The organism is Jeotgalibaca ciconiae, assembly GCF_003955755.1.
Classification (GTDB): domain Bacteria; phylum Bacillota; class Bacilli; order Lactobacillales; family Aerococcaceae; genus Jeotgalibaca; species Jeotgalibaca ciconiae.
Genome location: NZ_CP034465.1, coordinates 518,689 through 534,427 on the forward strand (window position 1 = coordinate 518,689; position 15,739 = coordinate 534,427).

General features: G+C 36.4%; 15 protein-coding genes. 2 read left to right on the plus strand and 13 right to left on the minus strand.

Going from position 1 to position 15,739, the window contains the following annotated elements; all coding sequences use genetic code 11:
- Window positions 1-132: 132 nt before the first annotated feature.
- Window positions 133-834, plus strand: coding sequence for a GntR family transcriptional regulator (locus EJN90_RS02370; protein WP_164543979.1), 702 nt, complete (start codon window positions 133-135; stop codon window positions 832-834).
- Window positions 835-1,092: 258 nt separating this feature from the next.
- On the opposite strand, the gene EJN90_RS02375 is transcribed toward EJN90_RS02370, so the two are convergent.
- From EJN90_RS02375 to rpsN, 5 genes are read right to left on the minus strand one after another with little or no spacing between them, the layout of a single operon-like run.
- On the minus strand, window positions 1,093-1,476 hold the full coding sequence (locus EJN90_RS02375) for a hypothetical protein (RefSeq protein ID WP_126108698.1): 384 nt from the start codon (window positions 1,474-1,476) through the stop codon (window positions 1,093-1,095).
- Window positions 1,473-1,640, minus strand: a complete 168-nt coding sequence (gene rpmF / locus EJN90_RS02380) for a 50S ribosomal protein L32 (protein ID WP_126108699.1) — start codon at window positions 1,638-1,640, stop codon at window positions 1,473-1,475. Before rpmF ends, EJN90_RS02375 begins: the two co-directional genes overlap by 4 nt.
- A 17-nt stretch (window positions 1,641-1,657) precedes the next feature.
- Complete coding sequence (locus EJN90_RS13835; protein ID WP_164543980.1) at window positions 1,658-1,780, minus strand: putative metal homeostasis protein; 123 nt, start codon at window positions 1,778-1,780, stop codon at window positions 1,658-1,660.
- Window positions 1,781-1,791: 11 nt separating this feature from the next.
- Window positions 1,792-2,814 (minus strand): CobW family GTP-binding protein, encoded by a 1,023-nt coding sequence (locus tag EJN90_RS02385; RefSeq protein ID WP_126108700.1) that lies wholly within the window; start codon window positions 2,812-2,814, stop codon window positions 1,792-1,794.
- 26 nt (window positions 2,815-2,840) lie between these two features.
- Window positions 2,841-3,110: a 30S ribosomal protein S14 gene (gene rpsN / locus EJN90_RS02390; protein ID WP_126108701.1), complete on the minus strand. Its 270-nt coding sequence runs from the start codon at window positions 3,108-3,110 to the stop codon at window positions 2,841-2,843.
- Between the two features lie 251 nt (window positions 3,111-3,361).
- On the opposite strand from rpsN, the gene EJN90_RS02395 reads away from it, so the two are divergent.
- A complete protein-coding gene (locus EJN90_RS02395) occupies window positions 3,362-3,964 on the plus strand; it encodes a hypothetical protein (RefSeq protein ID WP_126108702.1) in 603 nt (200 codons plus the stop codon).
- Window positions 3,965-4,077: 113 nt separating this feature from the next.
- Here EJN90_RS02395 and EJN90_RS02400 read toward each other — a convergent pair whose 3' ends face one another.
- The 8 genes from EJN90_RS02400 to EJN90_RS02435 all read right to left on the minus strand — a co-directional run bounded on the left by EJN90_RS02400 (window position 4,078) and on the right by EJN90_RS02435 (window position 15,696).
- A complete protein-coding gene (locus EJN90_RS02400) occupies window positions 4,078-4,656 on the minus strand; it encodes a YdhK family protein (RefSeq protein WP_126108703.1) in 579 nt (192 codons plus the stop codon).
- A 96-nt stretch (window positions 4,657-4,752) separates the two neighbouring features.
- On the minus strand, window positions 4,753-7,419 hold the full coding sequence (locus EJN90_RS02405) for a YfhO family protein (RefSeq protein WP_126108704.1): 2,667 nt from the start codon (window positions 7,417-7,419) through the stop codon (window positions 4,753-4,755).
- A 2-nt stretch (window positions 7,420-7,421) separates the two neighbouring features.
- Window positions 7,422-7,841, minus strand: a complete 420-nt coding sequence (locus EJN90_RS02410) for a GtrA family protein (protein WP_126108705.1) — start codon at window positions 7,839-7,841, stop codon at window positions 7,422-7,424.
- Window positions 7,841-8,806 carry a glycosyltransferase family 2 protein gene (locus tag EJN90_RS02415; protein ID WP_126108706.1) on the minus strand — a complete coding sequence of 322 codons (966 nt, stop codon included), beginning with the start codon at window positions 8,804-8,806 and terminating at the stop codon, window positions 7,841-7,843. Before EJN90_RS02415 ends, EJN90_RS02410 begins: the two co-directional genes overlap by 1 nt.
- A gap of 540 nt (window positions 8,807-9,346) precedes the next feature.
- The gene (locus tag EJN90_RS02420; RefSeq protein ID WP_126108707.1) at window positions 9,347-11,425 is read right to left on the minus strand and encodes a copper-translocating P-type ATPase; all 2,079 of its coding nucleotides are present in this window, start codon (window positions 11,423-11,425) and stop codon (window positions 9,347-9,349) included.
- Between the two features lie 423 nt (window positions 11,426-11,848).
- Entirely contained in the window at window positions 11,849-12,697 is an 849-nt protein-coding gene (locus tag EJN90_RS02425; protein WP_126108708.1) for an aldo/keto reductase, read from the minus strand.
- 90 nt (window positions 12,698-12,787) lie between these two features.
- The gene (locus EJN90_RS02430; protein ID WP_126108709.1) at window positions 12,788-14,506 is read right to left on the minus strand and encodes an ABC transporter permease/substrate binding protein; all 1,719 of its coding nucleotides are present in this window, start codon (window positions 14,504-14,506) and stop codon (window positions 12,788-12,790) included.
- Window positions 14,507-14,508: 2 nt separating this feature from the next.
- Entirely contained in the window at window positions 14,509-15,696 is a 1,188-nt protein-coding gene (locus EJN90_RS02435) for a quaternary amine ABC transporter ATP-binding protein (protein WP_126108710.1), read from the minus strand.
- Between the last annotated feature and the right edge of the window lie 43 nt (window positions 15,697-15,739).

Sequence of the window (15,739 nt, forward strand, 5' to 3'; positions counted from 1 at the left end):
TGATATATTAGTATCTTACAACACCACTTGTTTTTTTGCAAGCACTTTCAAAAAAATGTATTTTTAAATTTCGTTTATAGGATACCTATTCATGAATGTGGTATATTAATGTATAAACAGGAGGTGGAACAAGTGGCGAGAATTTTCAACTATCAAAACGTAGCTTATCAAGTAATTAAAGATTTAATATTAAAGTCAGATTTAGTTCCTGACCAGAAAGTATCTAAAAAAGATTTGACACAGCTACTTGGCATCGGAGATACGCCAGTACGTGAAGCAATTATCCAGCTTAGAGAAGAAGGTTTATTACGCGTGGTACCTCAAAGCGGAACTTTTGTTTCAAAAATAAACTTACAAGAAGTAAAAGAAGCTCGTTTTGTTCGCCAAAATATTGAACGATTAGTTGTAGAAGAGGCTTTTGATAAAATCAAAGCTAATGAAATTCAAGAATTAGAAAACAAAGTAACCATTCAGCAAGCTTATAAAGTGACTATGCAGCATGATTATATGGATACAGGTAATCATGATATATTTTTCAAATTGGATGAGGAATTTCATGAATTTTTTTATCAAATTGCAAACAAAAGACATGTCTGGGAATGGATGCAAATGCTGAATATTTCTTTGAATCGATACCGATATTTGCGAATTGAGCTAAAAGATTTAAGTTGGGACGGAATTATTGAAGAACACGAGAACATTGTAACTCTCATCAAAGAAGGAAAGAAAAAAGAATTAGGGGAACAAATTGTTGCTCATTTAGATATGTTTGATAAGGATGTGGATATAGTAATTAATGCTTTTCCTGAATATTTTGACCTTGAAGGAGAGTAATTTTTACGAATTTCTTACAGTAAATTAACCGAAAGCCAAGATACTTTGGTTTAAATACTCTGTTATAGAAGGTGGAAGACCAATTGTCCTATTACGATTAACATATGCACAACTACTTTTCTCCAGATTCTTCAGAAAAGTTTGAGCGGTATTTGGGAATAACCGATATGTATGAGTATGAGAATGCGCAACATAGAAGCCTAAAAAATATAATACTTAATCAACAAAAAAAAGAGCTGAAATGCTCTTTTTTTTTATTTATAAATTTATCCGATTTTCGAAATAGGCCGAGATTTCCATTATTTCTTTTTCTGTTAATTTTTTTTCCTTCATTTGCTTGATTATTTCTTTTTGAAGGGTCCTATGCATTTCCCAAAATCCATCTATCAAAAGGAAATAAGAGGGATCATACTCCGAAAAAGCAGGATAAAGTGCTATAAATTCACCATAAGTAAGATTCTCATCTTCAGTGAATTCACGAACAAACCCCTTATCCAACGCTTGTTTTGTGGGTTGTCCATTTTCTTGCAAAATATTCTGCTTTACCAAGTTCAAAAATACTTCTTCTTTTGTAGTAGCAACTCCTTTTGACAAACAATAACGGTACCCCTCTTCTACAAGTGGTGGATAAATAATCTTCATTCTATCACTTTTCTTCCTTTATAATATCCTTTCAAAGATACATGATGGCTTCTCTGATAATCATCTGTTTCCTCATTAAAAGAAATCGTCGGTAAACTTAGCTTCTTATGCATACGACGTAATCTTTTTTTCGCTTTTGATGTTTTTCTTGCTGGTACAGCCATTTTTACCCTCCCACTAATTATTTTTCACTTTTACGCTTTTTTCTTTTGTGTTCATGAATAATTTTTAAAGCTCTTTTTTTTGTTTTTATATTCGTGCTTTTTAATCGACGGTATGCACTTGATACATCTTGTTTCTCCACATTTTTCACTCCTAATCTTTTACATAAGACAATTGAATTAGTTCTTCAAAAGCATCATGGATTGTCTTAACATCCAATTCATTACCAATTAATACAATTTGTGATTGTATATTTTCCTTGGTAAGTTGATTTACCAATTCAAATCGGTAATGGACACTCACACCTTGTAAAGCAATCGGAACCTCTCGATTGGCTAGATTTAAGATTCCTTTGTATCGATAGAGTTTGCCACTAAAATTCACCAGTAGCCAATCTAACCACATACAAAATAGATTCTCATCAAGGATCTGATCCGTAGTTAGATAGATGGATTGAAATCCTTCATGAGAATGATCATGATGGTGGTGCTCATGGCCATGTTCGTGGTGGTCATGAGCTAAATGCGCTTCTGTTTCTTTAAATTTTTCAGGCAGATCATGGAAAAGTTGTAAATCAAAAAAGTCATTTTCCAGATAGTTTTCTGTTAGTGAAAACGTTCGAAAATCTGCTAAAGGATTAATTTTTGCTAGATTACTTTTTATTACTTCTTCAGATGTGAAAAAAGATTCATCTACTTTTGAAAGTATGAAACGATCCGCCATTGATATTTGTTTGTAGGCTTCAGGGTAAACAGACAAATTCGCTTGATAATTTACGCAATCCACGACCGTTAATACACTATCGATGTAAAAGTAACTCGAAAGAAAAGGCGATAAATAAATGGTTTGGATAACAGGTTGCGGATCTGCAATTCCCGTAGTTTCAATGATTACTTTCTGGACCGTTCGTTCTTGTTCAGACAATATTTCTAATATCGCTTGAAGAGTAGAAGCTAAATCCGCTCTCAGATTACAACAAATACATCCATTATTTAATTGGAAAATTTCTTCTTTCTCATGGATTAATAATTGGTGATCAATATTTACTTCACCAAGCTCATTTATAATAATCACAATTTCTTCAGCAGGTATTTCTGTCTGTTTTATGATTTCATTAATGAGCGTCGTTTTTCCCGAACCTAGAAAACCGGTTACAACTGTCACAGGTATGCCCATTCTACTTCATCCCTTCTGTTCTTTGATTACCAGCTTGCTTTTTTCACTCCTGGAATTTGTCCTTTATGCGCTAATTCTCGGAATTTAATTCTAGATACTCCAAACTTACGCATATACGCTCTCGGTCGTCCATCTATTCGATCTCTATTTTTGAGACGATTGGGATGAGAATCAATTGGTAATTTTGCTAATGCTTCATAATCACCTTTTTCCTTTAATTCATGTCGTATATTTGCAAATTTTTCAATCAGCTCTTTTTGTTTCGCTGATTTTGCTATTTTAGATTTTTTTGCCATATGGAATCCTTTCTTCTTTACATTCTTATAAAACGTAATCATTACGTTTTAGATAAAACGAATTATAACAACTCATCTTTTAACTGTCAATGAAAATACACATGAAATTTCATTCAGATAAACATACCGTCAATCATCAAATTAAAAAACTGCAAGTATAAGAACCATTTTACTATTCGCTTGCATCCCTTCTGTTATACACGCTACAATAGAAAAAACAACATTATCCTATAAGAAATAAGGTGTTATACATGAATACAAATAATATTAAAAAGCAAAATAGCCATTTAGATTTAACAAATGAAAAAGTTCAAGAGGTTCTTTTTCTTTATAAAGATTATGAAGAAGTACCATACATTTCTCCCAAACGAAATTTAGAAGAATGGCTACAAGATGTTCGTATCGGATCTGAGAGCTTAGTTCCTAAAAGAAACATGATTCGATACGAAGAAGACATTCTGCCCGGCCACCTTATTTTGTTATGGAGAATTGATTTTGGAACTTTTACTAGTATAAGCGGTTATCCGAAGTATTTTGAATACAATTATGGTATCAATGGGGAACAAGCTCTTGAAGAGTTGCTGGAGAAGGCTTATGCAAGAGAGTTATCTGCTACTGAGTCATTGCAGCATCTGAATGCGGCTCAATTAAAAGCAATCTTAAAACAATTCGACATTGGTGGTTTTTCAAAATTAAACAAAACAGCTTTGATGGAACTTGCTCAAGAAAAAATCAGCGAAGAGCAGTTAATCCCTTTCGTCAAAGTTAGAGGGTACGAAATCACTCCAGAAGGTAAAGAACTTCTTGTGAAATATCCAGAATCAGTAGACCGTCATCCAAAGAAAAAATATTAATTTCAATCATCTTGAAAAAAACTGTCGAAAAAGATGTGCGGCTAAGGAAAAACGAACTCAATAACATAATAAATAGACTAGGACAAATAACTTTTGTCCTAGTCTATTTACCTTTATTCAGCTTTTATTTCCTCTTCGGTTACCCATTTGTGATTTTTTATCGTTTCCCCGCCGGTTGTCGGTTTATAATCAATCATATACACAGTCGTTTCTTCTACAGAATCGATAATAGCTGTTGCGCCTTCCATCCCTTCCATATGTTTCGCTTCTACAGTGACTTCCTCACCAGGATCAAAAGGTTCACTTCCAGCATCTAGAATTTCTTCCTGAACAATCCATTTATGATTTTCTACACGTGGATCACCATTAGTAGGATCATAAGATATTTCATAAGCATACGTTTCAAATGCCCCTACTACCGTAGCTTCTGCGCCTTCCATTCCATCCATATGTCCCTGTTGAATGATTACTGCATCCCCAACAGAAAAAGTAGAATTTTCAGCTTTCTCTAATCCTTCTGGTATTTCTCCGGAATCATCATGAACCATTTCATCCATATCATGATTTTCCATATCAGACATACTTGCAGACTCGCTTGATGTTCCTTCATTATTAACATTTGTTGAACAAGCGGCAAGTAATAAGGCTGCGGAAATTGCTCCCAATCCAATAATTTTTTTCTTGTATTTCATGAAAATAACCCTCTCCTAACCATATTTGTTTACAGTTGTAAACTTCTTATAATTAGTGTAACGAAAAATTTAATTACTTGCAAAGCATATGTCTTTTTACTTCAATTGAGATCGATGCTTATAAACTAGTAAAACGAATCCAATAAAACTTAACAACATTCCGGTTCTTAATAAGGGTGTCTGATACTGTAGCACAACTTCTGATTTACCAGATGAAAGAGGTACACCAATAAAACCTAAATTCGTTTTTACTGTATCAATTTTTTCGCCGTTGATACTTGCTTTCCAACCTTTTGTATAAGGAATCGATAGTACAAGCAAGCCGGGATTATCTTGTTGTATCATTCCTTCAATTCTTTCATTATCAAATGTATGTAGCTTTAATGCATTGTCCCATTTTTGAGAAGCAACTTTTTCATCTTCTTCTTGTGATACGGGTAGTGCATACAATGTCACATTTTCCACTTCGTAATGACCGGTATCGTCAAACTGAATCGTTAGTTCATCTTCCACTTCTTCCACATATCCCATATTGAAAAGCATCGTTTCACGATGAAAATAAGAACTAAAACTGTATTGATCGGATTGCCCAATACTCTTTTCTAAATCGCCCATTTTTACTCTTGTCCAGTAGCTTGTATCTTCTTGATTTAAAAGAGTATGATCTTCATATGGTTCGTATTGTAAGCCTTCCAAGTAAACAAATAATTCTTTCCCAATTAATTCTTTAGAATCTAACATTTTTAATGTAACTTGTGCTTTCTCTTCTGTAACTTCAAAGGAATTACCTTCTTGTTCTGACAAATTTTCCCTCTCTACTACTTCAAATGGAATAATATCGACTCCTATCTCCTCATCAAAAAGGTGCAAGCCTGCAATTTCAATTTCGTCGTCCAAAACAATTCCCTTTGCTAAAAAAGCTTCTTTTTCAATGGGATTCAATTTCGCAAATCGCGAGTAAGGAAGATAAGTATTTTCTACATATGCGAATGGATAGGCATTTTTTGTTTCAGCAACTACATAACCATCTTTCTCATGAATGATGTCATACCCTTCAGGAAGGTAAGCCACATTCTCTTGGTTCGTCAGTATAAAGCGCACTCCAAGTAAATGATTCACGATGCGATGGCCATCGAACCCATTCCGAAGAGGCTGAATTAATTGGAAGCTTCCAACTTCCAGTTCTTCCGCGAACTGAGAAATATCTCCATCCGTAATTGAGAGGTAAGAGTTCAGTCCCATCAAATTCAAGTACGTAAATTGATTCTTCACATGATTGTCTCTTGAAGTAACCCCTACTCGATACCATTCATTTTGTGGCAAATTTTTTTCTAACCCAGCGAATAAGTCTGCATAAGACTCTTCTGCTTTGCCGTAATCAAGCATGGTGTTCATGGTATTTCTGCCAATCGGATAATAAAATGCCATTGCATTCCCGGCCATATTTATGGCAACAAAAATAAGCAATAAATTCGTAGCATTTCCCTTTTTTACACGATGCTCCCAAATCAACAAGCTCCACAAAATCCAACCAATTACTATCGGTAACGAGAAAACTAATAAATCTCCATAAACAAGCATAGCAGCGATATACAAAATGGTAAAAAAGAGTAAGCCTCCGCTCATCCAGTAAAATTCTTTTTTCTTCATTCTTTCTCGTTCTTCCAAAAAACGTCCACTAGCGATCGCAAGATAAAAAGGGATAGCAAAAGTAAAGCGATTATAAGGACCGGCGAATCCATTCATAACGGAACCAAAGAATGGCATGAGCGTGAAGATTCCCAATATCAGCAACACAGTCAAAAGAGCTGGATCGTGTCTCCTTCTCTTCCATAGAAAAAACAAGGAAAATAAAGTAAAAATAGAGAAGCCACCCACTGTCCAGAAAGCAGACCCTGGCGTAAAAAAATTTACTAGAAGTAACCCATAATATTCAAGTGGATAATAGAGTAGAGAAGTGGCTGTACCTTCTGGACTTCGAGAAGCATTTAAAAATCCTCCTGCTATCGGAAGAAAAATAACAGCTGAAAGCATCACTCCAATTAAATACGATAAAACACATTGCCAAATCATTCGAAAGGTTTCTCTCCAAGAATGAAACCCATACAAAAAACCATAACGTACCATACCATATAACAACACCAGTAAGGTTAATTTATAAAAAAAGTAAAAGTTTGCGATAGCACTAACTGCTACCATAACAGTGAAAAGCGCAGCTGATTCTTTGCGCAATATTTTTTCTACACCTAAACAAAGCAATGGATACCAAACGAGCGGCAAGAGAAAAAAAGGGTGCCGTGTTACATTATAAATTGCATAATGGCTGAAGGCGTACATGATCGCTCCCAATACCCCTGCTTTATGAGATAATTTTATTTTTTGAGCATAAAATAAAAAGCTCGCTCCAATACACCACAAACGTGCTAGAAGTAGAAGATGATAAGCTAATTCACGTAAAGATTCAGGAAAAAGGATTCCTAAATAAACGAAGGGATCCCCAACTACATAATAACCATAAGAAATTAAGGTATCAGCACCCATACCGATTGTCCAATCCCAAAATGCAAAACCATTTCCCGCCAGCAATCCTTGTAATTTTCCTACATAATCATAAAACAGCTGATAATGCTGTGAAAAGCCATCTCCTTGCCAGATAAAGGAAGTACCTGTCATCATAAAGTATCCATAAATAAATAGAACCATTCCCATAAAAAACAAGGTGTATAAAAGCCATGTACGTTTTTGAATGGGTTGCATTTCCATGCTTACACCTCATTTCGCTTAAAAATAATAAGTTTACTAAATAAGTAATTAAGAACAAGCACAATGAACTGAGTAAGTATTTTTGCCATATTGGTTTCAACAAATAAGATATCAACTAAAAGCCACATACTTGCCATATCAAAAAAACCTGATACTAAACGAAAACCGACAAAAAGATAAAATTCTCGAAAAGATTCTTTAAAAGTAGCGGGTTTTGATTTAAAGACAAACTTTTTGTTCGTATAAAAAGCAAACAAAATAGATAAAATAATAGCAATAGCATTGGCAATTAAATACGGTATATTCATCAAAGTCTCTAATACAAAGAAGACAACAATGTTTACCAGTGTCGTTAACGCGCCAAATATAATATAATCAATCCATTCTTGATTACGAATATAAAATTTCTTGAGTTGCTTCATTATTCTATTCCATCCTTATCATCCGTTTCTATTGACTCATCTTCAGAAGTTTCTCGAATAAAATAGGGAGGTCTTCTTTTTGTTTCTACAAAGACTCTTCCTAAATATTCACCGATCACACCTAATGAAATCAACTGAATTCCCCCTAGAAATAAAATCGCTGCCAACAAAGTAGGATATCCAGCAACATCTGTTCCAAACAAAAATGTTTTTCCAATTTCAAATGCTAAAAAAAGAAAAGCGATAAAAGAAATAAAGAAACCAATATAAGACCAAATTTTTAGCGGCACAGTACTGTAAGAAGTGATGCCATCCATCGCCAATTTAAATAAATTTGACCAACTCCATTTAGTCACTCCTGCTGCCCTTTCATCTGCAACGTATTGGATTTCTTTTTTCTTAAAACCAATCCAGCCATACATCCCTTTTGTATAGCGCTCATTTTCGCGGATTTGCTTCAATGCATCAATACATTTTCGATCCAGCAATCGGAAATCGCCGGCTTGAGGATAGACTTTTGTAGGAGACATTTTGTCGATCACTTTGTAAAATATTTTGGAGGTCCATTCTTTTCGACGTGTTTCACCATCACGTTTTTTACGGATTGCGTAGACATCTTCATACCCCTGCTCCCACCACTGTATCATTTCCGGAATTGTTTCTGGCGGTTGTTGCAGATCTGCATCCAAAATAATCACTGCATCACCTCTAGCGTTGTCAAAACCAGCCAACATAGCAGTTTCTTTCCCAAAATTACGAGACAGATCCATATAACGGATTCTTGAATCCTGTATCTTCTGTTTTTTTAAAATTTCTAATGTTTGATCAGAACTTCCATCATTAATAAATAAATATTCAAATGCATATTGAGGAATTGAACGCGTCACTTTATTTAACCGTTCCATTAATTGCGGCAATACTTCTTCTTCATTATAAGCTGGAATTAAAATGGTTATTTTCTTCATACGTTTGCTCTCCCCTCTTATAGAAATTATACCGAAGAAAAAAACTACCGTCTAATTTCAGAGGTTTCACAGCTGTTTGTTTTATGAACTCAGAAAATTTTACTCTGACTCACAAAAATAAAATAAAGCTAGAAGAATTTGGGAAATTTATCAGGGAAAACAAGGTATTTAAATGCGGGCTTTCCTTGATATCGATTACTTATCAGGGAAAAGTGACGATAAAAATCAAGACTTTCCTTGATAAATTGATTTTATCAGGCAAAGCAGGCAAATTAATAGTTCCTTTTACCTGATGAACTCCAAAATAAGAAAAATAGGATAGTCCCGGAGACATTGAAGGCATAAAAAGGGGCCGGGAAAAAATTCCCGGCCCTCTAGTATTAACGAATAATAGTGGTGTAAACGTGCTCAAAAAGGCAGATCCGACATCCACTTCACGAATCATGCGCGGATGGTCTTCGTCCATCCTGTGCTTATTCGTTCCAGTGATTCGGATCTAAACGCCTTTTTTCCCACTCTCTATTTTGCGTATTAAAAATTTTATTTCTTGTCTAGTTTCAGTAGCATGGCGTTAATCGCTACAATAACAGTAGATAGAGACATCAGAATGGCTCCAACTGCCGGGCTTATTGAAATGCCGATTGGTGCTAGAACACCTGCGGCCAATGGAATCGCGATAAAGTTGTAACCCGCTCCCCAAAGTAGATTTTCATTCATTTTTCGCGTTGTTTTATTGGCTAATTCAATAAATGACTCGATATCTCCAGGATCCGATTGGGTCAAAACAACATCTGCGGAATCAAGAGCCACTTGTGTACCTGCTCCAACCGCAACTCCAACGTCTGCTAGAGCAAGCGAAGGTGCATCATTTACACCATCTCCAACCATGATGACCGTTTTTCCTTCATTTTTTAGTTGTTCGATCAAGTTATATTTATCTTGTGGGGACTGACTAGCGCGATAATTAATTCCTAATTCTTCTGCTACCCCTTGTGCTGCAGTTTCGTTATCTCCCGTGGCCATTAGAGGTTCAATTCCATATGATTTTAAAGCTTCAACCAATTCTTTACTGCTTTCTTTTAATTCATCTCCCAAAGCTACCGAACCAATCGCTTTATCATCTTCTATTAAAACACTCAAAGTAGCACCTTTTGGAATTTCAATCATTAAATCTTTTCCATAAGCTTTTTGGCTAATCAAACGATAGTGCTTGCCATTTGCCCTGCCTTCAATACCACTTCCTGAAATGACTTCCATTTCATCAAAGTTAACAGCTTTAATACTTTTCTCTTCTGCATGTTTTACAATCGACTGGGCGATAGGATGACTGGATCCACCTTCTAGTCCAGCCATTATTGCGGTAATTTCATCAACTGAATATTGATCATTAACTACTCCAACATCTAACACTTTAAATTCGCCCGTTGTTAAAGTACCCGTTTTATCCAGAACCATAATATCGGCTTTTTTAGCTAACTCCAATGCTTCTCGATTCTTCACTAATAGTCCCCGACTTGCTCCCAGACTTGTACTTCTCGCAACGACAAGAGGAATCGCTAAACCGAGTGCATGAGGACAAGCGATGACTAATGTCGTTACGGTAAATAAAACGGCCGTTTCAATATCTGCAACAAATATCCATACCAGGTACGCAATTATTGCTGCTATTACAGCGATATAAAACAACCAGCCAGCAACTTTGCTTGCCATATTTTCTGCCCGTGACGGTTGATTATTTGCTTGGCTGATCAATGTTTGCACTTGAGAAATAAAGGATTTGTCTCCTGTTTCTTTCACTTCAATGTACAAAACACCTTCTCCATTTGTTGAACCACCAATCGCTTCGTCACCTTTTTGTTTTTCTATTGGTTTCGATTCTCCAGTCAAGAGAGCTTCATTGACCCTTGATTCCCCGCGAACAATTTTCCCATCTGCTGGAATATTTTCCCCTGCCTGTACACGAACTACATCACCCACTTGTAGTTCGGAAATGGAACGCGTTTCAATCGAATCATCTTCTAACACTACATGAGCATCTTTGGGCAATAATTCAGCCAAAGATTGTTGGGCATCTCCGGCATCACCAACTGCTTTCATCTCAATCCAATGTCCCAAAAGCATAATTAAGATTAACGAAGCGAACTCAAAGAAGAAATCCATTACGTGTTCGCCGGTTAGGTAGTAGGCTATGACTGCGTAAACACTGTAAACATAAGAAACGGAGACTCCTAACGTAATTAATGCCATCATGCCCGGTGCTTTTTGCTTAAATTCATCTAACGCTCCTTGGTAAAATGGCTTCCCTCCATAAACCAGTAAAATGGTTGATAAAATTACTACCAAAATATCTGAGTACGGAAACGTAAACTGGAATGGCAAGGTCACTCCCATCATCGGTGATAAAATTAAAATTGGAATTCCCAATGGCAATGATTTCAGCAAAATTTCCTTAAAGTTGCCATGATGATGATGATGCTCATGTCCGCCTTCGTGGTTATGATGGTCATGTTCTTCATGATGATTAGTGTGACGGTGTCCCTCGTGCTGTTCATGATTAGCGTGATGATGTTGGTCGTGATGTTGGTGATCATGATTCTTTTCTTTTGTTTTCAATTTAATTCCTCCTTAATTCGTTTACAACTGTAAACGTAAGCTCTATTTTAGTTTAACACAGCTATAGAAGATGTCAAATCATTCGCATGGATTCTAAGAAAACATAGAATTATTTTCCGTATGATACTTTCTCTTTTCTCTGTTTTGAGAAAAAGCAGTTTTATTGCTGACTATTAGAAAAGCGGACAAGTCCGCTTTGGCCTATGAAAAAATAGGAAATTTGACCCTGAATTGTCAGGAGACTTCACGCTTCAGCGGGTTAGTCGAATGATATGCGTTAGCGAGCAGCGAAGCGCGCAATGGGGCAAATTTATCTTTTTTTCACTAGGCCAGGACTTAGGAGCTAGACATTGATGGCTGAACTTATAATTCCCTAGTATACAAAAAAAGCCCCAAAGAATTTTACATACAAATTCTTCGGGACTTATTTTAAACAAACTCTTCGTATTCTGCTGGATCTTGATCTTCAATCCGTCCATCTGGTTTTGTCAATTTGGCAATCTGGTTCATTTCATCTTGTGATAATTCGAAATCAAAAACAGCTAAATTTTCTTTTTGATGCTCGTGATTTCCAGACCTTACAATTGGCAAGTTTCCTAATTGAATATTCCAACGGACAATGACTTGCGCCGCCGTCTTTTTATGTTGCTTTGCAATCGCTAAAATCGTTTCATCTTCTAAAACGTCATTTTTTTCTCTTCCGAACGGACTCCATGACTCTGTGATGATTCCCTTTTTCGCGTGATATTCACGCAGCTCTTCTTGATTGAAGTAAGGATGTAATTCAATCTGATTGGTTGCTGGTGTTACACCCGTTTCTTCTATTATACGATCCAGATGTTCTGGAAGGAAATTCGAAACGCCAATCGTTCGAATCAAACCGAATTTTTGTGCATCAATCAATGCTTTCCACGCATCTACATACATACCAACCTTTGGATTAGGCCAATGAATTAAATATTTATCAAAGTAATCCAAACCTATTCGATATGCCTGTTCCTGAATCATCAAAATAGCCTCATCATGTGCGTGATGGCTTCCCGGCAATTTAGAACTGATGATAAATTCTTCGCGCGGGATTCCAGAACGTCGAATTGCTTCTCCGACCGTTCCTTCATTTTCATAATTTGTCGAGGTATCTATCAAGCGATAACCAAGATTAAATGCGCTTAACAACTCATTGACTCCTGTTGCACCTTTTAACGAAATAGTTCCTAATCCTACAGCTGGCAGCTTGCTTCCATCATTCAACGTAACTTTTGGTATCTTTTTATGCATTTCTCCATCATCCTTTCTGGATCTTTGCTCATCTACCTACACGTTTAGTATAACAAGCTGAGTGAAATATCAAAGTAATAACCCTTGTTTTTACTCAATCCATTCGGCTACTTTTTCCGGATTACTTTCAATCCAATTACGAGCAGCAGTTTTTGGATCAAGGCCTTCACTCATATCTAGCATGACGCTTTGCATATCTTCAACAGTCCAATGGAAATTATCAAGTACTTGATAAACTTCTGGCATATCTTCGTCAAATCCATCTCTTGTAAAGGTTCTGATTTCTTCTATCTCGCCCATCGCATTCAACGGATCTTCTAAAAATTTCAAATCATAATCGGCGAACATCCAGTGCGGCGTCCAACCGGTAACAATAATATCTTCCTGATTTTCGATTGCTTGACCAAGTTCTACTGTCATAGCTCCTGTTGATGAAGTACCAATCTTCCAATCACTCAGATTATCATAGATTTGTGGCAATTGTTGAGCCAATTCAGTTATTCCTGCGCCCGGCTCAATCCCAACAATATTTTTACCAGCTTCGTCTGTTAGATCTTCAATCGAATCGATATCCATATAAGTCGGTACAGCCAAGCCGTTTTGAGCGCCAATCAAGTTTGGACCCAAGTCCATCATCTGATCTCCGTAGCGCTCATATAAAGCACCTTGTGTTGTCGGCAACCAAGGTGCTACCGTTGCATCGGATTCTCCAGTTGCAACTGAGTTCCACATAACGGCATTGTCAAGATAAGTAATCGAAACATTATATCCTAAATCTTCTAATACTTCCGCTACTACATTTGCAGAAGCCATCTCGCTATCCCATTGCATACTCGCTAAGCTGACATTTTTGCTGCTGTCTTGTGTCACAGCAAAGTATACAGATCCACCAAGAATCAATAGAATCGCAGTAACAGCTCCGATGAGTGTTACACGTCTTTTTTGTTTTGCTTTTGCCGGACTTAATGCTCTTCGCGGTTGATTCAAGTTCTGTGTGATGCGGTCGATAATAATCGCTAAGATTACTAAAGAAACACCACTAACGAATCCACTGCCAATTTCAGCACGTTGTAAAGCAGTCAGGACCCCTTCTCCTAAGCCGGGTGCTCCAATCATAGATGCAGTAACAACCATTGATAATGCCAACATAGTTGTTTGATTGATTCCAGCAAAAATCGTTTCTTTTGCTAGAGGCAATTCTAACTTAAATAATTTCTGCCATCCGGTACTTCCAAATGATTCGGATGCTTCTGTTAAATCAGTTGGAACCTGACGAATTCCCAAATTCGTAAAACGTACAGTGGGAGGCAAGGCAAAGATTACAGAAGCAAATACTCCAGGAACCATACCAATTCCGAAGAAAGCAACTGCTGGAATTAAGTAAACAAAAGCTGGCATAGTTTGCATAAAATCAAGAATCGGAGTAATAATATCAAGAGCGATTTTGTTCTTCGCCATCAAAATCCCGAGTGGAATCCCAATAACAATGGATATCAAACTCGCTGCAATCACTAGGGTGACAGTATTCATTAAATTATTCCATAAACCTTGATTGTAGATAAACAACAATCCAACCAGGGTAAATACCGTTAAACCAATTTTCTTGCGAGACATAAAAAACATAAAAACTGTTAATAAAATGATAAATAAAAGTGGAGGGAACATTAGCAGTACTCCAGTCATTCCATTCATCATTGCTTCCCCAATCATTTGTATAAAACTAAATAATCCAGAGAAAGTATTTGTTAACCATCGCGTTAATCCATCTACCAATTCAGCAACTGGCAATGGCATTTGTAAAAAATCCATGACTACTTACTCACCTCATTTGTTTTTGCTAAAGCATCACTAATCGTTCCTCTTCGGATAACACCAAGAAGCTGATTATCATCAACTACTGCAACTGGCGCTGGTGATTCATTCATTGTATGGAATAAATCAGCGACCAGTGTGTCTTTATCAACTCGGGTCACATTTTTATTGATGGCATCAGCCCATGATTTTTCTTGACGGTTCGCTTCTAATAAATCATCAGCAGCAATGTATCCTTCCAGTTGTCGATCTTTATCTACAGCCATTAACAAATCAATGCCTTCTTGGCGCATTCTATTTAATGTAACACTTGGACCGTCACTATGAATATTTGCTCGAATAGCAGGTTCCATAATATTCTCTGCAGTGAGAACTTTCGAACGATCAACTTCCTCAACAAAATCACGTACATAATCATTTGCAGGATTGGTAAGGATTTCTTCACCCGTTCCTACTTGCATAATGACGCCATCTTTCATAATTGCGATTCGATCCCCAATCCGTAACGCTTCATTCAAATCGTGAGTAATAAAAATAATTGTTTTATGAACGGTTTTTTGTAATTCAATCAACTCATCTTGCATATCACGACGAATCAATGGATCCAATGCTGAAAAAGCTTCGTCCATCAACAAAATTTCAGGATCATTTGCCAATGCGCGAGCTAAGCCAACACGTTGCTGCATCCCACCGGAAAGTTGACTTGGATATTGATCTTTGAAAGATAATAATCCTGAGTTATCCAAAGCTTGTTCCGCTCGCTCTGTTCGCTCAGCTTTATCTTTGTTGCGAATTTCTAATCCAAATTCAGTGTTTTCCAGAATCGTTCGATGTGGAAAAAGTGCAAAGTTTTGGAAAACCATGTTGATTTTATTACGACGCACTTCTCGTAAATCTTCTTTACCTAACTTTGCAATATTCTCATCATCAATGTAAATTTCACCGGCTGTCGGTTCAATAAGACGATTCAATAAACGAATTAAAGTAGACTTTCCGCTTCCTGATAGCCCCATAATAACAAATATTTCATTTTCATTGATTTCTAAATTAACATTATTGACACCTACAGTAGCTCCTGTTGCTTCTAATATTTCAGTTTTGTCTTTATTTTGTGCAACCATTTGTAGGGCTTGTTTTGTTTTTTTACCAAAAATCTTTGTTAGATTTTTAACTGTAACTTTCGCCAAAATCTACACACTCCTTGTTTTCATTTCTGTTTTCTGAAAAGTG